This window comes from Ignatzschineria sp. RMDPL8A (assembly GCF_029815055.1).
Lineage (GTDB): Bacteria > Pseudomonadota > Gammaproteobacteria > Cardiobacteriales > Wohlfahrtiimonadaceae > CALZBJ01.
This window is the reverse complement of record NZ_JAPPWA010000002.1, coordinates 206,432-225,913: the sequence shown is the minus strand read 5'-3', so window position 1 is coordinate 225,913 and position 19,482 is coordinate 206,432. Positions and strand designations below refer to the sequence as shown.

19 protein-coding genes and 2 tRNA genes are annotated in these 19,482 nt (G+C 45.9%); 7 read left to right on the top strand and 14 right to left on the bottom strand.

The genetic code is table 11. The features are described from left to right. Nucleotides 1-105: 105 nt before the first annotated feature. The 8 genes from OXI21_RS02535 to OXI21_RS02500 form a co-directional block, all read right to left on the bottom strand. Complete coding sequence (locus tag OXI21_RS02535; protein WP_279617991.1) at nt 106-804, bottom strand: TIGR00730 family Rossman fold protein; 699 nt, start codon at nt 802-804, stop codon at nt 106-108. Nucleotides 805-843: 39 nt separating this feature from the next. Beyond that, the gene (locus OXI21_RS02530) at nt 844-1,647 is read right to left on the bottom strand and encodes an ABC transporter ATP-binding protein (protein WP_279617990.1); all 804 of its coding nucleotides are present in this window, start codon (nt 1,645-1,647) and stop codon (nt 844-846) included. Continuing rightward, nucleotides 1,644-2,708 carry an iron ABC transporter permease gene (locus OXI21_RS02525; RefSeq protein WP_279617989.1) on the bottom strand — a complete coding sequence of 355 codons (1,065 nt, stop codon included), beginning with the start codon at nt 2,706-2,708 and terminating at the stop codon, nt 1,644-1,646. Before OXI21_RS02525 ends, OXI21_RS02530 begins: the two co-directional genes overlap by 4 nt. A 5-nt stretch (nt 2,709-2,713) precedes the next feature. After that, entirely contained in the window at nt 2,714-3,838 is a 1,125-nt protein-coding gene (locus tag OXI21_RS02520; RefSeq protein WP_279617988.1) for an ABC transporter substrate-binding protein, read from the bottom strand. Nucleotides 3,839-3,961: 123 nt separating this feature from the next. Then, nucleotides 3,962-4,759, bottom strand: coding sequence for a class I SAM-dependent methyltransferase (locus OXI21_RS02515; RefSeq protein ID WP_279617987.1), 798 nt, complete (start codon nt 4,757-4,759; stop codon nt 3,962-3,964). A gap of 61 nt (nt 4,760-4,820) precedes the next feature. Then, nucleotides 4,821-5,510: a DNA-3-methyladenine glycosylase I gene (locus OXI21_RS02510; RefSeq protein WP_279617986.1), complete on the bottom strand. Its 690-nt coding sequence runs from the start codon at nt 5,508-5,510 to the stop codon at nt 4,821-4,823. Continuing rightward, on the bottom strand, nt 5,440-6,147 hold the full coding sequence (locus tag OXI21_RS02505) for a hypothetical protein (protein WP_279617985.1): 708 nt from the start codon (nt 6,145-6,147) through the stop codon (nt 5,440-5,442). The genes OXI21_RS02510 and OXI21_RS02505 overlap by 71 nt, the downstream gene beginning before the upstream one ends. Nucleotides 6,148-6,252: 105 nt before the next feature. Continuing rightward, nucleotides 6,253-7,758, bottom strand: coding sequence for a YifB family Mg chelatase-like AAA ATPase (locus OXI21_RS02500; protein ID WP_279617984.1), 1,506 nt, complete (start codon nt 7,756-7,758; stop codon nt 6,253-6,255). A 229-nt stretch (nt 7,759-7,987) separates the two neighbouring features. On the opposite strand from OXI21_RS02500, the gene OXI21_RS02495 reads away from it, so the two are divergent. After that, entirely contained in the window at nt 7,988-8,575 is a 588-nt protein-coding gene (locus OXI21_RS02495) for a TetR/AcrR family transcriptional regulator (RefSeq protein WP_279617983.1), read from the top strand. A gap of 35 nt (nt 8,576-8,610) precedes the next feature. Continuing rightward, complete coding sequence (locus OXI21_RS02490; RefSeq protein WP_279617982.1) at nt 8,611-9,558, top strand: DMT family transporter; 948 nt, start codon at nt 8,611-8,613, stop codon at nt 9,556-9,558. Nucleotides 9,559-9,564: 6 nt separating this feature from the next. Here OXI21_RS02490 and OXI21_RS02485 read toward each other — a convergent pair whose 3' ends face one another. Next, nucleotides 9,565-10,314 carry a tyrosine-protein phosphatase gene (locus OXI21_RS02485; protein ID WP_279617981.1) on the bottom strand — a complete coding sequence of 250 codons (750 nt, stop codon included), beginning with the start codon at nt 10,312-10,314 and terminating at the stop codon, nt 9,565-9,567. A gap of 161 nt (nt 10,315-10,475) precedes the next feature. On the opposite strand from OXI21_RS02485, the gene OXI21_RS02480 reads away from it, so the two are divergent. Continuing rightward, a tRNA-Leu gene (locus tag OXI21_RS02480) sits at nt 10,476-10,566 on the top strand. Nucleotides 10,567-10,772: 206 nt separating this feature from the next. Here OXI21_RS02480 and OXI21_RS02475 read toward each other — a convergent pair. Beyond that, nucleotides 10,773-11,336: a hypothetical protein gene (locus tag OXI21_RS02475; RefSeq protein ID WP_279617980.1), complete on the bottom strand. Its 564-nt coding sequence runs from the start codon at nt 11,334-11,336 to the stop codon at nt 10,773-10,775. Nucleotides 11,337-11,813: 477 nt separating this feature from the next. Here OXI21_RS02475 and OXI21_RS02470 point away from each other — a divergent pair, with 477 nt between their 5' ends. Continuing rightward, complete coding sequence (locus OXI21_RS02470; protein WP_279617979.1) at nt 11,814-12,008, top strand: hypothetical protein; 195 nt, start codon at nt 11,814-11,816, stop codon at nt 12,006-12,008. Between the two features lie 99 nt (nt 12,009-12,107). Then, on the top strand, nt 12,108-12,731 hold the full coding sequence (gene hflD, locus OXI21_RS02465; protein WP_279617978.1) for a high frequency lysogenization protein HflD: 624 nt from the start codon (nt 12,108-12,110) through the stop codon (nt 12,729-12,731). Between the two features lie 30 nt (nt 12,732-12,761). On the opposite strand, the gene OXI21_RS02460 is transcribed toward hflD, so the two are convergent. Further along, nucleotides 12,762-13,739, bottom strand: a complete 978-nt coding sequence (locus tag OXI21_RS02460) for a KamA family radical SAM protein (protein WP_279617977.1) — start codon at nt 13,737-13,739, stop codon at nt 12,762-12,764. A 50-nt stretch (nt 13,740-13,789) separates the two neighbouring features. Between OXI21_RS02460 and miaA the strand changes: the two genes are divergently transcribed. Continuing rightward, the gene (gene miaA, locus OXI21_RS02455; protein WP_347815482.1) at nt 13,790-14,731 is read left to right on the top strand and encodes a tRNA (adenosine(37)-N6)-dimethylallyltransferase MiaA; all 942 of its coding nucleotides are present in this window, start codon (nt 13,790-13,792) and stop codon (nt 14,729-14,731) included. Between the two features lie 33 nt (nt 14,732-14,764). Here miaA and OXI21_RS02450 read toward each other — a convergent pair whose 3' ends face one another. The 3 genes from OXI21_RS02450 to OXI21_RS02440 form a co-directional block, all read right to left on the bottom strand. After that, nucleotides 14,765-15,817: a hypothetical protein gene (locus OXI21_RS02450; protein WP_279617975.1), complete on the bottom strand. Its 1,053-nt coding sequence runs from the start codon at nt 15,815-15,817 to the stop codon at nt 14,765-14,767. 115 nt (nt 15,818-15,932) lie between these two features. After that, nucleotides 15,933-16,009, bottom strand: a tRNA-Asn gene (locus OXI21_RS02445). Nucleotides 16,010-16,074: 65 nt separating this feature from the next. Then, nucleotides 16,075-16,908, bottom strand: a complete 834-nt coding sequence (locus OXI21_RS02440; protein ID WP_279617974.1) for a transporter associated domain-containing protein — start codon at nt 16,906-16,908, stop codon at nt 16,075-16,077. A 184-nt stretch (nt 16,909-17,092) separates the two neighbouring features. On the opposite strand from OXI21_RS02440, the gene mrcB reads away from it, so the two are divergent. Beyond that, on the top strand, nt 17,093-19,450 hold the full coding sequence (mrcB, locus tag OXI21_RS02435) for a penicillin-binding protein 1B (RefSeq protein ID WP_279617973.1): 2,358 nt from the start codon (nt 17,093-17,095) through the stop codon (nt 19,448-19,450). The last annotated feature ends 32 nt before the right edge of the window (nt 19,451-19,482 follow it).

Below are 19,482 nucleotides of genomic sequence, written 5' to 3'. Positions count from 1 at the left end.
GGGCTTTTAGTGGAGCTTTACTTAAGATGTTAATTCGATTCAATTAAGCTTCATTACATTCACCGCACTCCATGGATTGAATGTTTTGTTACATCTATGCCTCTATTATGCGGGGTCTTGTCCCGGTGTGCAACCGATCTTTTCACCACATAGTTTAAAGAAGCATTCGATCACCTCATCATAGGTATCGACAATGTGAAATAAGGAGAGATCTTCTTCGGCAATGGTGCCTTCGCGAAGGAGTGATTTTTCAAACCATTCCACCATCGGTGCCCAAAATTTACGATCCACTAAAATGATCGGCATGGCTGGTTTTTTCTGCGTCTGAATGAGAGTTAACACTTCCGTTAATTCATCAAGCGTCCCAAATCCACCGGGCATACAAATAAACGCTTCCGAACATTCGATAAAGGTCGATTTGCGCGAAAAGAAATGATTGTAGTGAATTTCGATATCTTGATAAGGGTTTGGCACCTGTTCGTGAGGGAGCTTAATATTTAAGCCGATCGTTGGTGTACCGCCCTCTTGCCCACCTTTATTCGCCGCTTCCATAATGCCAGGACCGCCGCCTGAAATAATCATGTAGCCCGCTTCAGAGAGGCGTTTTGCAATCTTGACCGTCATCTCATAATAGCGAGAATCGGGCGCTAATCGCGCTGAGCCGAAAATACTGACCGCAGGACCCATGCCCCAAAGTGCTTTAATCGTATCTTCAAATTCCCGTACGATCTCCGCAATACTCCATTTCCGCGCGATGGGATTATTCACGCCCCACGCCGAAATTCTCGGTTTTTTTCCACTCATAGCGACATCTCACTCACAGATTAAATGATCTAAACGAAATCAGCTGCCCGTTTTGAGCATTTCACAGGAGTGTTTCGGCAAGACGCCATCAATAATCACTTGGGAATAGCCCGAAGAGCAGCATTCAACTCTTCCCTTTATACCATAAACTTCCGCCAAATTACAGGGTGTAATCACCTCGCACGGCGCGCCACTTGCCACATGTTTTCCGGCTTTCATCATGATGACGTGATCGGCGTGACGCAGGGCAATATTAATATCGTGCACCACCACAATGGTGATGATATTGCGCTTTTGCGTCGCTTTTTTCACCAGATCCATCACATGATATTGATAATTTAAGTCAAGCGCACTTAACGGCTCATCTAATAAGAGAAGATCCGGCTTACGAATGAGCGATTGCGCAAGGCCAACGAGCTGTTTTTGCCCGCCTGAAAGCTCATCTAAATAGGCAAATGCGAGATGCTCAATGCCAAGGCGTTCAAGAGTTTTCATCACGCGCTCTTCCGTTGCGTACTCAGCATTTCCCGTCGCTCTAGCGGCCACAATTACTGACTCAAACACATGAAGATGAATCCCCGATGGAATCGATTGCGGCAGATAAACCACTTTTTCTGCCCGCTGACTTAACGGCATGCTCATAATATCTTCTTCATCGAGATAGAGTTTGCCCTTAGCATTCCCTAAGCCCGCAAGCCCGCGCATCAGCGTCGATTTTCCGCATCCATTTGGCCCGAGTAACACGGTAACTTTTCCGCGCGGAATCCGATCGATATTAAGATTATCGATAATGCATTTTTTAAGATAGCCCACTGAAAGATTGGTGATCGACATATGACTCATATGCGCCCCCTATTACGTAAAACGATGGTTAAGAAAAATGGTACGCCCACGAGCGAGGTAACGATTCCCACCGGAATCACAACGCCGTGGAGAATGTTTTTGGAAGCGATCGAGGCGAGCGATAAAATCAATGCGCCAATGAGCGCGCTTCCGGGGAGATAAAAACGGTGATCTTCCCCAAATAAAAAGCGTGAAATATGCGGCGCCACTAATCCAATAAAACTGATTGGACCCACGAAAGCCACCGATACTGACGCCAAAATACTGATGCGGATTAAGGTGCTAAGGCGAAGTTTGCGGATATTGATCCCGAAACTTAATGCACGATCTTCACCAAGTCTAAAAGCTGTTAATTTCCAACTATTACTCATCGACCATGGGAAAATTAAGACCACTAACAGCGTTAAAATCCCCAATTGCGGCCACTCAGCGCGCATGAGATTTCCCATCGTCCAGAAGACTAATCCTTGGAGCGTATCTTCCGTTGCAATAAATTGCATTAAGGATACGAGCGCGTTAAAAGTAAAGACGAGCGCAATTCCGAAGAGCACAATTCCCGAGGTCATCGCCCGAGTGACGCGCGCGACAAGGTCGAGTAAAAGCGCGGACATCAGCGCAAAGATAAACGCATTTGCCGAAACAAACCATTGTGATGGAATCCCCGCAAAGCCAATGCCAAGCACGATTGCAAGCGCTGCCCCAAAGGAGGCGGCCGATGAAACCCCTAAGGTAAAGGGACTTGCAAGCGGATTATTGAGCACCGTCTGCATTTCAGCCCCGGCTAAACCGAGCGCGAAGCCAACGACGATCGCCATCAACGCTTTCGAAAGACGTAAATCCCACACAATGACCTGCGTTTTCGCATCCACAGCACTGGGGTTAAAGACGGCCGTCAAGAACTCCTTTACCGTAATTCCCGAGGGACCTAAGGTAAAGTCAAAAATCAAAGAAGCGATGATACACAGAATCACCGCTCCCATAAGTAAGAATCGCTTGCGGAGCACGCTTTGATAAAAGTCGCTATATCCGCTCACGTTTTTCGATGGTTCAGCTGCCTGCATAGCCCTTATTTAGACTCCAACTCAATCCAAAAGGTCCCTTCAAGATCCACAGGAAGGAATTGATCATAGAGACGTTGTTGTGTCTCGTTTGGATCTAAATCTTTAAACTCGTCCGGATAGAACCATTTCGCCATATTTTGGATCGCGATAATGTTGTAAGGCGAGTTGTAATAGGTGTGCCATAAGCCGTAGACGCGTTTGTTTTTGATCGCGCTAAGGGTTGAGATCCCATTACGATTTAAAACGCTTTCAAGGCCGCTACGCGCCTCGTCTTTCGTCGTTGTCATACCAAAAGGAACACCGCTTAAACCTTTATTCGGTAAAATTGAACCGCTCGCAATATAGACATCGGGGTCTGCAACGATCAATTTCTCAAGGTTGATTTTACCAAGCGCTGCCGGAAGAAGCGGTTTAGAGATATTATTCCCGCCCGCTAAATCAACAAAGTCGCCCATATTCCCGTTACCTGCGGTTGAGCAGCAATCATCGCTCGTACCCGCTTTAAGCTCGATAAATACCGAGGTTTTTTGATCTTCAGGAATTTTGCTAGTGATATCAGTCACTTTTTTGAGCTCACTTTCGTAAAACTCGATATATTTTTCCGCTTCTGCTTCACGCTGGATGGCTTTTCCGAGCGCGCGAATGCTGGGAACGGTATTTTCAAGCGGATGTGAACGGAAATCGATAAAGACTACCGGAACGCTCATCTTTTCAAAATATTTAACTAAGCCGCTCTCAATATCAGGCCCGTGCCCCGATACACCGAAAATCACCACGTCAGGATTGATGGTGAGCGCTTTTTCAGAACTCACGCTCTCGGGCGTTGAGTTACCAATTAGCGGAATGGTATCAATCTCCGGGAATTTCGCTTTATAGACCTCGTAGCTTTGTGGGTCGAGTTTTTTGAAATCGCCCTGCCAGCCTGCGATACGCGCAAATGGTTTATCCCCTTCTAAAAGAGCCACCGCATGCAAGAAGCGCCCTTCGCCAAGAAGAATGTTCTCAATTTTTTTATCATCAGGAATCGTCACTTCGCGTCCAGCAACGTCGGTAAAGGTCACCGCGCTCGCGCTACCCATGAAAAGTGCGCCCGCAAGTGCTACACCGAGTTTGGTCATGAACTTTTGCATTATTCGTGCTCCTTTTATAATGATTCTCATTTGTGATTGTTATTGGCTATGATAATGCAAATGATAATAGTTATCAAACATGATCGATCATTATTGATAAATTTCTTAACCCGTCTGCCCTTTTTAGCCGTGATTCATATAGACATCAAAGCGCGTATTGGGCGATTCTACGCTGTGATGCGGGGATTTTTCGCCCACAAATGGTGCATGACTTGGCCGTTTTACTACCACGCGTTTTGCCCCCGTCTGCAACGCTTTTTCCAGTAAGATCTCACTGTCATGATCCGCGCCAACTCGATTGCGAATGATGCGGAGCTCTTTTTTTACGAGTGCCGATTTCTCTCTCTCGGGATACATCGGGTCCATATAGATAAGGTCTGGCACGGATGCCTCGCTATTTAAATCACCGTTCACATTTTCCGCGATTAAACGCGTTAAATACGCGCCCGCATCTTCAGCGATAAAGGTAAGTCGACTTGCATCAACAGGTTTTTCCGCTTGGAAACGTTTTACCGCTTCACTGAGTAACACTTGCAATACCGGATCACGCTCAAACATCGTCACGGTAAAGCCCGCATGAAGGAGCATCAGAGAATCGCGCCCGAGTCCGGCGGTTAAATCAAAGAGCGTTTGCGGGGTTTCACTACGCCAATCGAGCGCACGCAGTAACGGTTCTTGCGCCCGATTAATGCGCTCATACCGCCATTTTAATTTCGCTGAGAGAAAATCGATCTCTAAATTCCCCGCCTCAAGATCCACCCATTTAAGCATCTCGCCATCCCATAAAAAATGATTGCACTCCTCTTTTTTATGCACCTCTTTCACGTTCACCGCAAGCGTCGGAAGCGTCTCGAGCATGCCCGATTTACGAAATTTAATGGGATAAAAAGCGTCATTACTATTATTAATAGGGGCGGTCATAATTTAAGGCTCAAAGATAAAGAAAGAAAGGCTCGACAAGTGGTTTTTAACTCAAAAACGGTCACAACTCCCGTATTATACAAGACTCAAGATGATCGTTCACCACCCCGATCGCTTGCAAATAGGCGTAGATGGTAATGCTCCCGATAAATTTAAATCCGCGCCGTTTAAGATCGCGACTAATGGTGTCTGAAAGCGGTGTAGTTGCCGGCACGGCATCGATCGATTTCCACGGCGTATCGATCGGCGTTCCATCTACAAAGCCCCAAAAATAATCATGAAAGCCACTTTTTCCAACCTCACCTTTTACCCCGGTAGAGTCTTGAATGGGAAACTCACTGAGATAACAGCGCGCATTGTGAATCACCGCTTCAAGCTTTTTACGGTGACGAATAAGCTCGGGATTACTGAGCCACTCATTTAAAATTGCTTCATCAGCACCGGCTAAAAAATGCGGATCAAACCCGCGAAACGCCTGCCAATACGCTTCCCGCTTTTGCAGCACCGTCCACCACGAGAGTCCTGCTTGTTGCGTCTCTAAAATAAAGAGCTCAAAGAGACATGCCTCATCGTGTTCAGGTCGCCCCCACTCCTCATCGTGATAACGAATATAGCGCGGATCGTTCGTACACCAATCACAACGGATCGGGGTTGCGGCTCCCTCTTTATGGTGCAAATCATTAAGCAGATCGAGCGGTTTTTGGGTCGGCTTTTTGATCGGCTTTTGGGTCAAGTTTGGTATGGACGACATCGGGCACCTCGAGTGCTTCGGGAAGATAACGGAATATCACAAATTTACCATATTTCCCGTGCCCATCATATGCAGGGATTTTTTTGGCGATGCGAAACGGGGTTTTCCGCGTAAGATACTGTTTAATCTCCGGAAGCGGGTAGTAGATCACAAGATCAATCGCCCGAGGATGGCTCTGCTTGGAGCGCCGTATATTCTTAATCACCTCTTTAAAAATCGTCAGTGAAAAGGGATTAAAAAAGTAAAAGCAATTATCGTTTTCACTCACATCGGTACTCTCCGCCTCCCCATACTCAAAGCGAAGCGGCGCCTTTTCATGCCCTTCTTGCCAGCGCTTTTTAAAGGTATAACGATAACTATCGAGATTGACGTAGGCCTCATCGAGCGTCGTTTCATTCACCTCAATCCCCCGCACCGGCACATTAAAACGCGAATGAATATAAAATGACACGCGCCCACGACCGGCACCAAAATCGACGATCTGCACATCGGGCTTTAAGCGATAACGTTTAAAGAGCTGATCAAGCGCCTCATAAGGCGTTGCCTCGTAACGATGATAATGCTTCTCCAGACGATGCCATTCCCTTAATCCTGCGGTACGAATCCCGAGTGCCTGATCGCGCAATTGCTCCTGCATAATGCTCTCTCCTTGATCTAAAATTCCATTTTTACTCGGCAATTTAACCAGTTACCGAGCCATCAAAAAAGGTCTATGCTATCAAATTGTCTACATTATTAAAAATTAGCCCCGATCGAGTGCGCGAAACGCGAGACTTTCTGTTAGATGCGGCGCGGATATTTTCGGTTCGCCGGCAAGATCGGCAATGGTGCGGGCAACTCGTAAAATCCGATGAAAACTCCGCGGGGAGAGATTCAGGCGCTGTTGCGCACGCTCCAATAAGGCCCACTCATTCTCCCCAAGGGCACAATCATCATCGATCTCAGAAACCTCAAGATGGGCATTGGCTTTCCCTCGACGCGCTAATTGAAGGGAACGCGCCGCATCGACGCGTGCTTTAATCGCCTCCGTTGATTCCCCGGTTTCACCGCTTTGTAAATCATCGGTATCGATTCGTGGCACTTCCACATGCAGATCAATTCGATCAAGGAGCGGGCCCGAAATTTTACTGCGATAACGGCGCACCGCAAATTCAGAGCAGCTGCACGCCTCCTCTTTATCCCCGTAATACCCACAGGGACAGGGATTCATGGCGGCAATTAGCTGAAATCGGGCGGGATATTCCACCTGCGACATCGCCCGAGAGATATGAATGCTCCCCGATTCAAGCGGCTCACGCAGCACCTCAAGCACACTGCGATTAAATTCCGGAAATTCATCTAAAAAGAGAATCCCATTATGAGCGAGCGAAATCTCACCGGGTTTTGGATGCGAACCGCCCCCAACGAGCGCAACCGATGAGGCGGTATGATGCGGCGCTCTAAAGGGACGAACGCCGTAATCTTCAGCATTAAAACCTTGCCGGCTGATGGAAGCAATCATCGCGCTTTCCACCGCTTCCTCTCGATTCATCTCCGGTAAAATACCGGCAAAACGGGACGCGAGCATAGTTTTTCCCGTCCCGGGTGGCCCCATTAATAAGATGTTATGACCGCCTGCCGCGGCAATTTCGAGCGCCCTTTTGGCAAAATGTTGCCCGCGGACTTCGGCAAAATCACGCCACTCCATCACCCGCTCTTTGGTAAATTCTTTCGGGGGCATCAGCGTCACATTTCCCTCTTGATCATTGAGATAATGCACCACATCCCGCAAAGTTTCGGCGGTAAAAAAGGCATCGTATTCTAAAAAACTCACCTCATCGGATTCCTGATAGGGCAAAATCAGTGCGCGCGATAACTGCATCGATTGAATCGCCGTCGGTAATAATCCTGCAATCGGCCGTAACTCGCCGGTTAATGCAAGTTCCCCGACCACATCGGTCTCCTTAAGGCGCGACGTATCGAGTTGCCCCGATGCTGACAAAACTCCAAGCGCAATGGGAAGATCGTAACGGCCGCCCTCTTTGGGTAGATCTGCCGGCGATAAATTGACGGTGATTTTACGATTCGGGAACTCAAAACCAGAGTTAATAATCGCCGCACGTACCCGATCTTTACTCTCTTTCACCGCCGTTTCCGGCATGCCCACAATCGCAAACGCCGGTAGCCCATTACTAATATGAACCTCTGCCCGCACACTCGGGGCATTGAGGGCATTTTGCGCCCGCGTATAGATCACCGCAACTGACATAATTCGCTCCTTTTTCGTTTTATAGGTCGTTGTATGGATTGCCTGATTGATCGTCTAATTAAATGCTTATAAATAATTAATCCAAAAATCGCTATTAATTCAACAGGTTAACCATTAGGCTGACCGCTCATCATGACGATATTTGCCTATAAAATCAAATGGATCGACTTTTTATACCGACTGGTCTATAATCAAATTCATTATTTATACCGATCGACCTAATTTAACCATGACTACCAAACGCTCCACCAAAGAAAAACTCCTCGAAGCGGCCGCAATCCTCTTTTACAATCAAGGCATCACCGCAACCGGAATCCAAGCGATTACCGAACGTGCGGGCGTTGCGAAAATGTCGCTCTATAATAATTTTGAATCAAAATCCGCGCTCGTTGCTGCCTATTTAGAGGCACGCCACAATGAATGGCTCGATCTGTATGAAAAACGCCTAACACTCAATAACACCTCCTCCCCAAACGAACGAATTTTAGCGATATTTGATGCGTATGAAGATCACGCGCGATGGGATTATGAGAATGGGTTTCGCGGGTGCGGTCTTTTAAATGCTGCGGCGGAATTTCCTGCGGGTAGCCTTGAGCGGGAGACCGTGCGCCGTCATAAAGAATCGATCGAAAAAATGATCTTTGAGGCACTTTTTGAGCTCACCCATGACTCCGAGCGTGCCCAATTACTCGCAAGACACCTCTCCTTTTTATTGGAAGGCGCCATTATGCGCGCCGGTCTTGAATGCAAAAGCGATAAAACCCATGAAGCCCGGGAGATCGCCGCAAGCCTCCTCGCCGAGATTAAAACGGCTTAACCGCTCTTAATCGCTGATCAACAATAAGGATTTCTATGGCTAAAACGCCCCCTATCGCCCCCACCCGCGCACTTGATAATCGCCTCGGCATTTGGGCCATTTTAATGGCGTCTATTTTATGGGGAACGACGGGAACGGCCGCCTCATTTGGCATTGAGCTAAGCCCGATTACCATCGGCGCGATTGCAACCGGAGGCGGGGGGTTATTACAAGCGATTCTTGCCTATCCCGCCATCAAAAAAAGTAGGAACGTCTTACGACAGCACCCTTGGTTTTTATTTCTTGGCATACTCTCAGTCGCGACCTATCCGCTCGCCTTTTACTCTTCCATGTATTTTGCGGGCGTGACGATCGGCACTGTAGTATCCATCGGCATTGCACCTCTTTTTTCAGCACTTTTTGAGATTGTATTTGAGAAAAAGCCGCTCTCGAAACTCTGGCTCATCAGCAGTCTGATCGGTATTTTGGGCATCACCTTATTAGCCCTTGCAAAAGCGCCCGCAACAGAGACCTTTATGCGAAGCGATCTTGATAAAATCATCGGCATTAGCCTTGGAGTGCTCGCCGGTTTCACCTATGCACTCTATTCGTGGATCGCCAAACAGCTCATCACCGCCGGCGTTCATTCAAAAGCGGCGATGGGATCACTCTTTGGATTGAGCGCTATGCTGTTAATTCCGCTCGCCCTAATAACGGGAAGCGGCTTTTTCGATCATGGAATCAATACCGCCATTGCACTCTATATGGTGTTGGTGCCGATGTTTCTCGGCTATCTACTCTTTGCCTTTGGGCTGCAAACCATCTCAACAAGCCGCGCTGTCACGCTCACGCTCTTTGAGCCATTTGTCGCGACATTACTTGCCATTATTGTAGTTGGAGAGCGTTTAACCGGTTTAGGGATCATCGGGCTGATCGCGATTTTCATCTCCATTGTACTGCTCTCACGCCCCGAACCATCACGAGCGAGTCGGCAGACGAATTAAGATAGACTAATCCAGATACGCATCACGGATTTTATCGAAATCCACCTTCATCTCGTCGCGAAGAAAATGCTCGATACCGCCATGATTTTCGATAATCTCTTTTTCCGCAGTAAGCAGATAATCCGGCTTCACAAATTGGAGCTCGCGATAAAATTCAGGCGCAATGCCCGATTCTTGAATATCGCTCTTAAACGCGCGATAGAGCCGATCGACATAGAGGTTAGATTCAAGATAATTCTCCATAATCGTATCCTCATCAACATTGAGCGCTGATAAAATAAGGTAGCTCGCCATGCCGGTGCGATCTTTGCCCGCACTGCAGTGGTAGATCAGCGTTTCGCCCGCCTCAAGATAATTGAAAAGACGACGATAAACAGTCGGATAATCATTGGGAAAGCTTTTATAAAGGAGATGGAACATCTCATTGGCGGCCTTAATATCGAGATTACGGATCGCCTCAAGCCGTTTTTCACTGAAGAAATCGCCCACATCAATCTCAAGCTCGGAACGGTTAAAAAGAGCATTTAAACGCTCTAACGGCGACTTAATTTTTTCCCCTTTTGAACGAAAATCCACCACCCGATCGATATTATAATTATGGATAGTTTGAAGGTCCTCATTCGATGCAAAATCAAGGGTTGCACTGCGGAATAGCTTACCTGGCTTAACTCGTGCATTATCGCGGGTTTTAATGCCGCTGAGCGTTCGAAAATTAAAGACAGTATCGAGCACAATATGATTCTGATTTAGGGTCATTCAATAGCCTCTTTGATCGCGTGATTCGGTTAACTCATTATAGTAGTTTATCCGCATAACAAAAGTCTGACACGAAAAAGTATGATTAAAGATTAATCAACGCTTGCATTTCAAAAAAGGAGCGTGTATTATCTCAACTCTACTAACGACACACATAGATTGCCTGGGTGGCGAAATTGGTAGACGCAGCAGACTTAAAATCTGCCGACCCTTATTACGGTCGTGCCGGTTCGATTCCGGCCCTAGGCACCATCACACAGTCTGAAAGCCCGCTAAACAGCGGGCTTTTTGCTATCTGGAAATAAGTTTAGCAGAATTTTAACGAGGTAGACTCTGAATTGTTAGATGTTGATTAGCTAGTTTTATAGAGAGCTAAATTAGATCAATCTATCTTTTTATATCAAAAATATTATGTGATGGCACTATGAGTACTGAAGCCTTTTATAATCTCATATAAATCAAACATCTAAATGATTGTTTTCAATGTGTTTTTGGTGTGCCTCATTTACTTCTTGCACAAAGATATTGCCGTACTTAATATCTTTCATACTAATTTCTACGCCTTTAGTGAATCGATGTGAAATTACCACGTAATATGAGTTGAATGCCCAACCTAAAAAGCCTGATGAATATAAAGCCTCATCTAAATCACGCCATTTAATACCATTGACACCCTTCCTCCATGGAAGAATGCCTGAAGAAAACCACACTCCCTCATTATCATAATAAAACATAATCTTGCGCATGGAAAAGAAAACAAAAATCCCAATAATAACTGTAACAATACCCCAAACAACTAGACCAATATAAACTACAATCATATTCTCACTCACACCCAATCTTGTTGGTAAATTCTCCATACTTGCGATCGTTTCGGGTGACAAATAACCTGAAATAAACGCTAGTGCGAAACTAAAAATAATCATCAAAATGAATGCTATGAAAATAGTGCCCAATGGCAAAAAGAAGAAGGCCTTTACATATGAAACCCATGAGAGTTTCCAAACTTTTTCATTTTTCAAAATAACTCCATAATTTTTTATCTATTATCTTAATAAAGATGATTGTATGTTTTTTTAAAGTTGAATGCTATAAAAAATCCTCTCTTTTACAAGCATTTAATTTGGTTGTATCTATTTCTTAGGTATTAACAACGCTTAATAAGCCATAAAGAACCTTCTACTTTTAAATGACCTTTAAAAAAAAGGAATTACAATCGACTTTTATTAACTCAGCCTTGATTGCCCTCCTATTGTGGATATTTAAATAAATATTGATCAATGAAAAGTTGCGCCTACAAATTGGAAATAGCTGTTGATATAGTTTCAACTCCATTTAGTAGAACTCCCAAAAAATGTAGCATGGCAAACCTCTTACCACAATAAATAACAGCGCGTTTTCTAATGGGATACGGGCTATTGCATATCTTTTCCAATCTCGTACAATCACTTAAAGCCCTTGGGGTTTGTAGATGGATTGATAACACGAAAGGAGGGCGCATGAGCAATTTTGATGATGATAATTCCAACGATGAATGGAATCTTTTACAAAAGCTCTTGCTGGTTGGCCTGTTATTTTATCTATTTAAAAAGCCAAAAAGGGGCTCGCGCCCGATTGTGGTGCTCTTTAAGCTGGCGCTATTGATCATTGCCGGAATCTTTCTTTATGATATCTTTCACGCGAGCATGAGCTAATCGAAACGCGGGAAATAATCTGTACGGGAAAGGCTAATTTGCTATGATAACCGAGCAGTTCATTCTTTTTTAACGTCTAATTTTGTAAGAATTTAATCTATGGCAACGAGCAATTTATCCCTTTTTTCCAAACAGACCATCGCTCTCGCGGGGGTTGCCCAAGCGGCAGCCATTGCCGATCAATTAGCGACGCGTGGCAGTGCCCCTGATGCCGAGCAACGCGCCCTTCTTGAGAGTATTTTGGTGACCGAACCTGATACGATTCGCGATATCTATGCCGATCCTGCCGATTTGACCATGGGATTAGAGCTGCTCGAACGGGGCGTTGCCACCCAATCGCGCTATGTGCAGGAATATTTTGCTAGCATGGTTCATCTCCCTTCTCCGCTGTTAGATCGCGATGATTATTGCCAAATTATTAGCCGCGGCATTGAAGATATTAAGGGGCGACTTAACTTTTTTGAGATCACCGATAATACGATTTTAGCGGCAATTGCCGATCTTTATACCCAAACTATTAGCCATCTTTTGCCTCGGGTGATGATTCGTGGCGAAAAAGATATTTTGCGTCAAACCGATGTGCAAAATCGCATTCGTGCAATTCTGCTTGCGGGCATTCGCTCCGGCGTTTTGTGGACGCAATATGGCGGATCACGCTTTAAACTTGGCTTTTCTCAACGAAAAATTGGCGATGAAGCGCGCCGAATTTTACAAAATTTATAAGAACACCAATTAACATTTTAAAAAGCACTCCTAATAGAGTGCTTTTTTACCTTCTCCTGCCGGGATTTCCTGAATAAGATGAGGCACACAAATGCCCGAGACCTTTTCCCGTAGCTCGTGAATGAGCGCAATCGCGCGAGCTTCTTCCACCACAAAATGGCTCGTTCCGCGTGCTAAATCCATCTGGTGGAGATAATACGGTTTAATGCCAAAATCAACGAGAGTGTACATCAGCTCCGACAGCGCTTTAAAATTATCATTCACCCCTTTTAGCATCACCGATTGAGAAATCAGCATCACCCGATGATCGAGTAGGCAATTTATCGCGTCCCGCACCGATTCACTAAACTCTGCTGCGTGATTGGCGTGAATCACTACTAAAATCTGCACTCCTTTTTCCGTACGGAGTGACTTTAAAAATTCGGCGAACTCACGGTCAACTCGCTCAGGATTTAAGATCGGAATTCGGGTATGAATTCGAATAACTTTAATATGTGGAATCTCCGCAAGACGGCGCATAATCGTCATTAAACGGCGATTGGATAAAATCATCGGATCCCCGCCGGTTAAGATCACTTCGCGCACCTCGGGATGAGATTCAAAATAGTGATAAGCCGTATCAAGTTCCGCTTGTGATAAATTCTCACCCTTATGGCCGATCATCTCTTTACGAAAACAAAATCGACAATAAACTTCGCACAGCTGCGTCACTTTTAGGAGCGCACGATCGGGATAACGGTGCACCACCCCTTCCACCGGCGAATGACGATGATCCCCGATAGGATCATCAAGCTCGCGCGGTAAAATGGTTTTTTCCTCAATGGCGGGAATAAATTGACGAGTGAGCGCGCGATACGCGGCGTCATCCACTGAAAACGAGGCGATCTGCGCTTGTAAGGGAGGACCGATCTTTGTCTGAAAATTCTTCTCAACCTCGGCTAATGGCTCGATCGATTCGATCATGCCGGCCGCTTGGAGGTCACTCAAATTCGTCCAATATCGTTTCATTACGCTATACTATCCCTTTTCATTCAGTCAAAACCGCGCACCATCAAACTATGCATAAAAAAGTGATTTGTCTAATGGGCCCGACCGCTTCGGGCAAAACGAGCACGGCACTCTTTCTCGCAGATCATCTGCCGCTCCATATTATATCCGTTGACTCGGCACTTATCTATAAAGGGATGGATATTGGGACGGCAAAGCCCGATAAAACCACGCTCGAACGCTATCCCCACGCCCTTGTGGATATCATCAATCCCCTTGAGCGCTATTCGGCGGCGCAATTTAGGCTCGATGCAACGCGTGAGATTGAATATGCCTTTAGCGAGGGGAAAATTCCGCTTCTAGTGGGCGGAACGTTTCTCTATTTTCAGGCGCTGTTAGAAGGAATCTCCCCGATTCCACAAACGCCGGACGCGATTTTAAATGAATTGCAACAAACGCTCGATACTCACGGTTCTGACTATCTCCACCAAGAGCTCGAAAAGGTCGATCCTGAGAGTGCAAAACGGTTAAATCCTAACGATAGCCAACGCATTATGCGGGCGCTCTCTGTCTATCGAGCTTCAGGCCAAACGCTGACGCATTTTTGGTCATTGCCGAAAAAAGAGGCTCTGCCCTATCCTGCGTTAAAATTGGCGCTCTCAAATTCGGATGTGACGTGGCGAAATGCGCTCATTGCGGAGCGTTATAAAGAGATGATTGAGATGGGACTCGTCACCGAGGTGGAAACGCTGATGAAAACCTACCCGGAGCTCAATCTTGATTATCCGAGCATGCGCGCCGTGGGCTATCGTCAAATCTACGAGCATCTTTTGGGCGATCATACGTTAGACGAGGCGGTGGAACTCGCGATTATTGCAACGCGCCAATATGCCAAACGCCAGCGCACGTGGCTACGCCGTGAAGAGAATCTCACCACCATTGAAGTGGCAAATAATGATTATAAAGGCGAGACACTCGCCAAAGTCACGGCGTTTTTAGAAGAAGACGTTTAGAAAAGAGCGTCTGGACAGACTCTTAGACTCAAATCACTCCTCATCGAGGGACGAGTCAAGATCAAGGGATTTAAGCGCCTCCGGGTCGATGCTATCGGTTTCATCAAAATCGATATCGGTCACAATGGTTTCACCCGGAATAAAGAGCCCAAGGAGCCACTTGCCCCGCTCGCTCAATTCACTTTGAGAGTTTTGGCGATGCTTTTTTAGCACCGTTAAGAGCCCTTTTTCCGCACGGGAATCGGCTTTCACTTCACTAAAGAAATGTTTAAAGAACTGCCCGAGCGCTTTTTTATCGCGGCTCTGCGCGCTGTGTTTACGATTATAGGCGAGATAATAACGCTCGCTCAAGGTTTCAAGATTTGAAGCGGTACGCCAATAAAAATCAGAATCGATGATCGCCTTATAGAGATAGCGATTGCGCTGAAAAAAGTTGGGCGGAAGATCGCTTGCAATCGGCACAATTTGCCCATCACAGAGCGTATTGAGTTTTCGCACGAGTGGATCGGGATGCGTTCCCATCACAAAAACCACATCGAGATCAAAATGGCAGAAATCCTCTGCTAATTCATCGCTCGAGAGTTTATCAATTTTAACGGAATTAATGGGAAGCCCCGCGGCGTTAAAGACATCGCCAACCCGCTCAAACTGGTCTTCCTTATCAAGAACACCAAAGGTATTATCGCGATTGAAAATCCCGGAAAAGCCTTCCCGATCAGTCCGGGCAATGGCGGTAAATGACTTTTCATAGAGCGGAAATAGGAGCTCGAAATCCCGCGTTAGATGGGCGTTATAGACCTGTTCAGAGAGGATAATGAAATCGTATTGCTGAAGCGTGGGCAAGGTTTTCCGTGAAATGGGTTCGGTGGCAATCTCGACATGACACTCATTAAAGGGATGCTCAAGCTCATAACTCAGACAGATAAAATCGGTGAGTTGCTGATTCATATTCGAGCTGGTAGACGCCAAAATCGACAGCCGTTGAGTGCTCGTTTCAGGCGCACTTGTGCCCACATGGCTAAGCGTACCAAACGCCATAAATGATAGCATGCACGCAGCGCCCCAGCGTTGAACCCTCTTTCTCATCAAACCTTTCCTTTTCAATCTGACATAGCGTTATGATATCGCAAAAAAATACCGGTAAGGAAATTTTAGACAAGAAAAAAGCCTAGTGAGATTTCTCTTACTAGGCTTTTAGGTCTGGCTCCTCGACCTGGGCTCGAACCAGGGACCCCTTGATTAACAGTCAAGTGCTACTACCAACTGAGCTATCGAGGAATTAAGGATTCACATTATAGCGTGATTTCCAAAGTTGTCAAACAAATTGATTGATGAAAGATTGATCACTCATCTATCTTAATCGTAAGCTCCACATAATTAAGGTAATTTCCCTCAAATGGAAGCACTTCAAAGGCGAAATGATCGATCTCAATGAGGTCACCCTCTTTCGGAAGCGAGCCAAATTGTTGCATCAAAAGACCACTAATTGTCTCAACATCTTCGGTATCGAAATCTACTTCGAAATATTCATTAAACTCTTTGAGCGAAATCAGCGCGTTGATGATATAGCGCCCATCGTCGAGCTTTTTAATAAAGACCTCATCACTTTGGGTGATATCGTGCTCATCATCGATCTGGCCGACAATCTGCTCAATAAGATCTTCAATGGTAATCAGCCCAGAAACCGAGCCATATTCATCAACCACAAGAGCAAGATGCGAACGCTTCGCGCGGAAATCATTAATCAGCGCCGCCACAAATTTACCCTCAGGCACATATTCAACGGGACGAATCAGGGGATAGATATCGATATCGGTTTCACCCACATGAGGGAGGAGATCTTTTGAGAGCAGAAGCCCCATAATCTCTTCATGATTTTCCGACAGAACGGGAAAACGGGAATGACCGGATTTAATGATTTTTGCGAGCATTTCAGAAAATGGCTCGTCAATGGAGAGCATCACCATTTTCGCCCGCGGAACCATGATATCGCGAACAATAAGATCAGAGCTTTGAACAATCGCTTTAATCATCCGTGCAGAGTCTTCACCAAGGAGCCCAGCTTCGTGCAATTTCTCGCACTTCTCTACCAGTGAGGAGAGAGTTAAATCATCTCCTTTATCAAAGCCTAAACGCCTCAGCCACGACTCACTCTTCTTACTACTATCATCTGCCATCGATTACTTTATTTCCTCAATGAATTAAGAGCTTTTTATTATACACAACTATTTTAGCGAAGATAACGTTTCTATGGAAAAACATTATTTCTCATTACACCGATTATCTTATATAATGACCCCGTATTTCGAACAGTCTAATCGTCTGTTTGAGAGTATATTTTACGTAAAATTAGAAAATAATATGAAATTCACCCCTACCCGATTAACGTTTGGCGCGAAAATTAATCGAGCCGTTCGCTATTTGCTTAGACTTTGTATCTATCTTGTTTTAGGGCTGGCACTGCTCGCTCTTCCGATCTTTGGATACTATGTTCAACAGGCAGACCAAGAGGTTACGCCTCAATTTAAAAATCGTAGCTGGGCACAGCCTGCGCGAGTCTATGCACGCCCGCTTGAAGTGTTTGAAGGCGCGCGCGTTAGCTTAAAAGATGTCGAAAAAGAGCTCGACGATATTCTCTATCGCCCTGAAAAACGGCTCAATCAGCCGGGAACCTATCGTATTCGCGACAATGAGCTTGATGTGTTTACTCGTCACTTTAGTTACAGTGATGGATTTGAGCCCTCGCAAAAAGTGACGATCACCTTTAATAAAGAGAAAAATCGCATCACCGGGGTGAAAAATAGTGAGTCAAATGACGCCATCGCCCTTTTACGCATTGAGCCGATGATTATCGCGTCGATCTATCCGGCGCACAATGAAGACCGAATTTTATTAAAACGGGAAGAGATTCCACAAATTTTAATCGATTCACTCATTGCGATGGAAGACCGTCAGTTCTACAGCCATCACGGGATCAATCCTAAAGCGATTATCCGCGCGATGATTGCGAACGCCAAGGCAGGCCACACCGTTCAAGGGGGCTCAACGCTCACCCAGCAGCTCATTAAAAACTACTTTTTAACCAGCGAACAGACCCTTGATCGTAAAATTAAAGAGATGTTCTATTCGATCGTGCTCGATTGGCGTTTTGATAAAGATGAAATTATCGAAGCTTATATTAATGAGATCTATCTTGCGCAAGATGGCGATCGTGCGATTCACGGATTTGGCCTTGCAAGTGAATTTTTCTTCGGAAAACCAATTGCTGACCTCACCTTAAGTGAGATCGCGACGCTCGTTGGCGTCATTCCAAGCCCAACCCGTTACAATCCGCGCCGAAATCCAGAGACCGCGCTAAAACGCCGCAATCTTGTGATCGATGTGCTTGTGGAGCAAAACCTTATTTCTCAAGAAGATGGCGAGATCGTTAAAGCCTCTCCTCTTGATATCATCAAAAAACCGGTATCGAGCAACACTAAATACCCGGCGTACATTGACGTTGTCTTTAAAGAGCTGAAAAGCCTCTACAGCAATGACGATTTAACGAGTGGCGGCCTCAAGATTTTCACTTCATTCGATCCGACCATTCAAGAATATGCTGAAAAAGCGCTGATCGACACCCTGCCCGTCCTTGAAAAAGAGAAACGTCACCCTGAAGGCACACTTCAAGGAGCGCTCGTTATTGCGAAAAATCAGACCGGTGAGATTGCTGCCATTGTCGGCGACCGTAATCCGCGAGAAGTTGGATTTAACCGTGCGGTACAGGCTCAACGTCAAATTGGATCGCTCATTAAACCCTTTGTCTATCTTAAAGCCCTTGAGGAACCGACCCGTTTCTCGCTGACGACGTTTTTAGATGATGAAACGCCTTTAGAGATTCGTGATAACGGTAAAGTTTGGGCACCGAACAACGTTGATAGGCGCCTCCATGGCTGGGTTCCATTGATGACGGCGCTAGCAAAATCATACAATATCCCCACCGTGCGCTTAGGGATGAGCGTTGGGGAAGAAAACGTGGTGGATCTTCTCTATCGTATGGGGATTGATCCGGCTAAACCGATCTCAGCCGTTCCAGCGCTATCACTTGGATCAGTTGAGATGTCGCCGCTTGAAGTCTCTCAAATTTACTCAACACTTGCGAATATGGGCTACCGTATGCCGCTTAATACCATTCGCGAAGTGACCACGATGGATGGACGAACCCTTGCTCGAAATGAAGTTGCCCCATCACAGGCCGCCGATTCTGCAGCAAGTTACCTTATCAATACGGCTATGATGGAGATTCCAGACTCCGGAACAGCCGGTCGCGTGCGCTGGCAACATGGCATCAAAACCAAACTGGGTGCTAAAACAGGAACCACCAATGGCTACCGTGACAGCTGGTTTGCAGGCTTCACTGGCAATTACACCACCGTCGCTTGGGTAGGACGGGATGACAATAAACCCACCGGTTTAACGGGCTCATCGGGCGCATTAAATCTCTGGGCGAATGTGATGAAAAAATTACCCTTAACGGATCTGACGCTGCCGCAATTAAACGATATTGTCGTAAAACGCGTCGATCTATCCACTGGATTACTTCCCCCTGCTGTACCGTGCGAATCGAGCGTTATCCGCTCTGTTCCATACATCAAGGGATACGAGCCCACGATCTCAACGGAATGTTATGACCCATCATTTAATGATGATTATGATGATTTCGAGATTATTTGGGACTAATACTTAATTAAAAATACCGTGATTTGGTAAGA

Excerpts from the sequence above, each read along its gene's own strand:
- mrcB (WP_279617973.1), top strand. The coding sequence starts at position 17,093 with ATGAAATTCACCCCTACCCGATTAACGTTTGGCGCGAAAATTAATCGA.
- OXI21_RS02510 (WP_279617986.1), bottom strand. The coding sequence starts at position 5,510 with ATGTCGTCCATACCAAACTTGACCCAAAAGCCGATCAAAAAGCCGACC.
- OXI21_RS02495 (WP_279617983.1), top strand. The coding sequence starts at position 7,988 with ATGACTACCAAACGCTCCACCAAAGAAAAACTCCTCGAAGCGGCCGCA.
- OXI21_RS02485 (WP_279617981.1), bottom strand. The coding sequence starts at position 10,314 with ATGACCCTAAATCAGAATCATATTGTGCTCGATACTGTCTTTAATTTT.
- OXI21_RS02515 (WP_279617987.1), bottom strand. The coding sequence starts at position 4,759 with ATGACCGCCCCTATTAATAATAGTAATGACGCTTTTTATCCCATTAAA.
- hflD (WP_279617978.1), top strand. The coding sequence starts at position 12,108 with ATGGCAACGAGCAATTTATCCCTTTTTTCCAAACAGACCATCGCTCTC.
- OXI21_RS02500 (WP_279617984.1), bottom strand. The coding sequence starts at position 7,758 with ATGTCAGTTGCGGTGATCTATACGCGGGCGCAAAATGCCCTCAATGCC.
- OXI21_RS02450 (WP_279617975.1), bottom strand. The coding sequence starts at position 15,817 with ATGAGAAAGAGGGTTCAACGCTGGGGCGCTGCGTGCATGCTATCATTT.
- OXI21_RS02470 (WP_279617979.1), top strand. The coding sequence starts at position 11,814 with ATGAGCAATTTTGATGATGATAATTCCAACGATGAATGGAATCTTTTA.
- OXI21_RS02460 (WP_279617977.1), bottom strand. The coding sequence starts at position 13,739 with ATGAAACGATATTGGACGAATTTGAGTGACCTCCAAGCGGCCGGCATG.
- OXI21_RS02505 (WP_279617985.1), bottom strand. The coding sequence starts at position 6,147 with ATGCAGGAGCAATTGCGCGATCAGGCACTCGGGATTCGTACCGCAGGA.
- OXI21_RS02520 (WP_279617988.1), bottom strand. The coding sequence starts at position 3,838 with ATGCAAAAGTTCATGACCAAACTCGGTGTAGCACTTGCGGGCGCACTT.
- OXI21_RS02535 (WP_279617991.1), bottom strand. The coding sequence starts at position 804 with ATGAGTGGAAAAAAACCGAGAATTTCGGCGTGGGGCGTGAATAATCCC.
- miaA (WP_347815482.1), top strand. The coding sequence starts at position 13,790 with ATGCATAAAAAAGTGATTTGTCTAATGGGCCCGACCGCTTCGGGCAAA.
- OXI21_RS02490 (WP_279617982.1), top strand. The coding sequence starts at position 8,611 with ATGGCTAAAACGCCCCCTATCGCCCCCACCCGCGCACTTGATAATCGC.
- OXI21_RS02525 (WP_279617989.1), bottom strand. The coding sequence starts at position 2,708 with ATGCAGGCAGCTGAACCATCGAAAAACGTGAGCGGATATAGCGACTTT.
- OXI21_RS02440 (WP_279617974.1), bottom strand. The coding sequence starts at position 16,908 with ATGGCAGATGATAGTAGTAAGAAGAGTGAGTCGTGGCTGAGGCGTTTA.
- OXI21_RS02530 (WP_279617990.1), bottom strand. The coding sequence starts at position 1,647 with ATGAGTCATATGTCGATCACCAATCTTTCAGTGGGCTATCTTAAAAAA.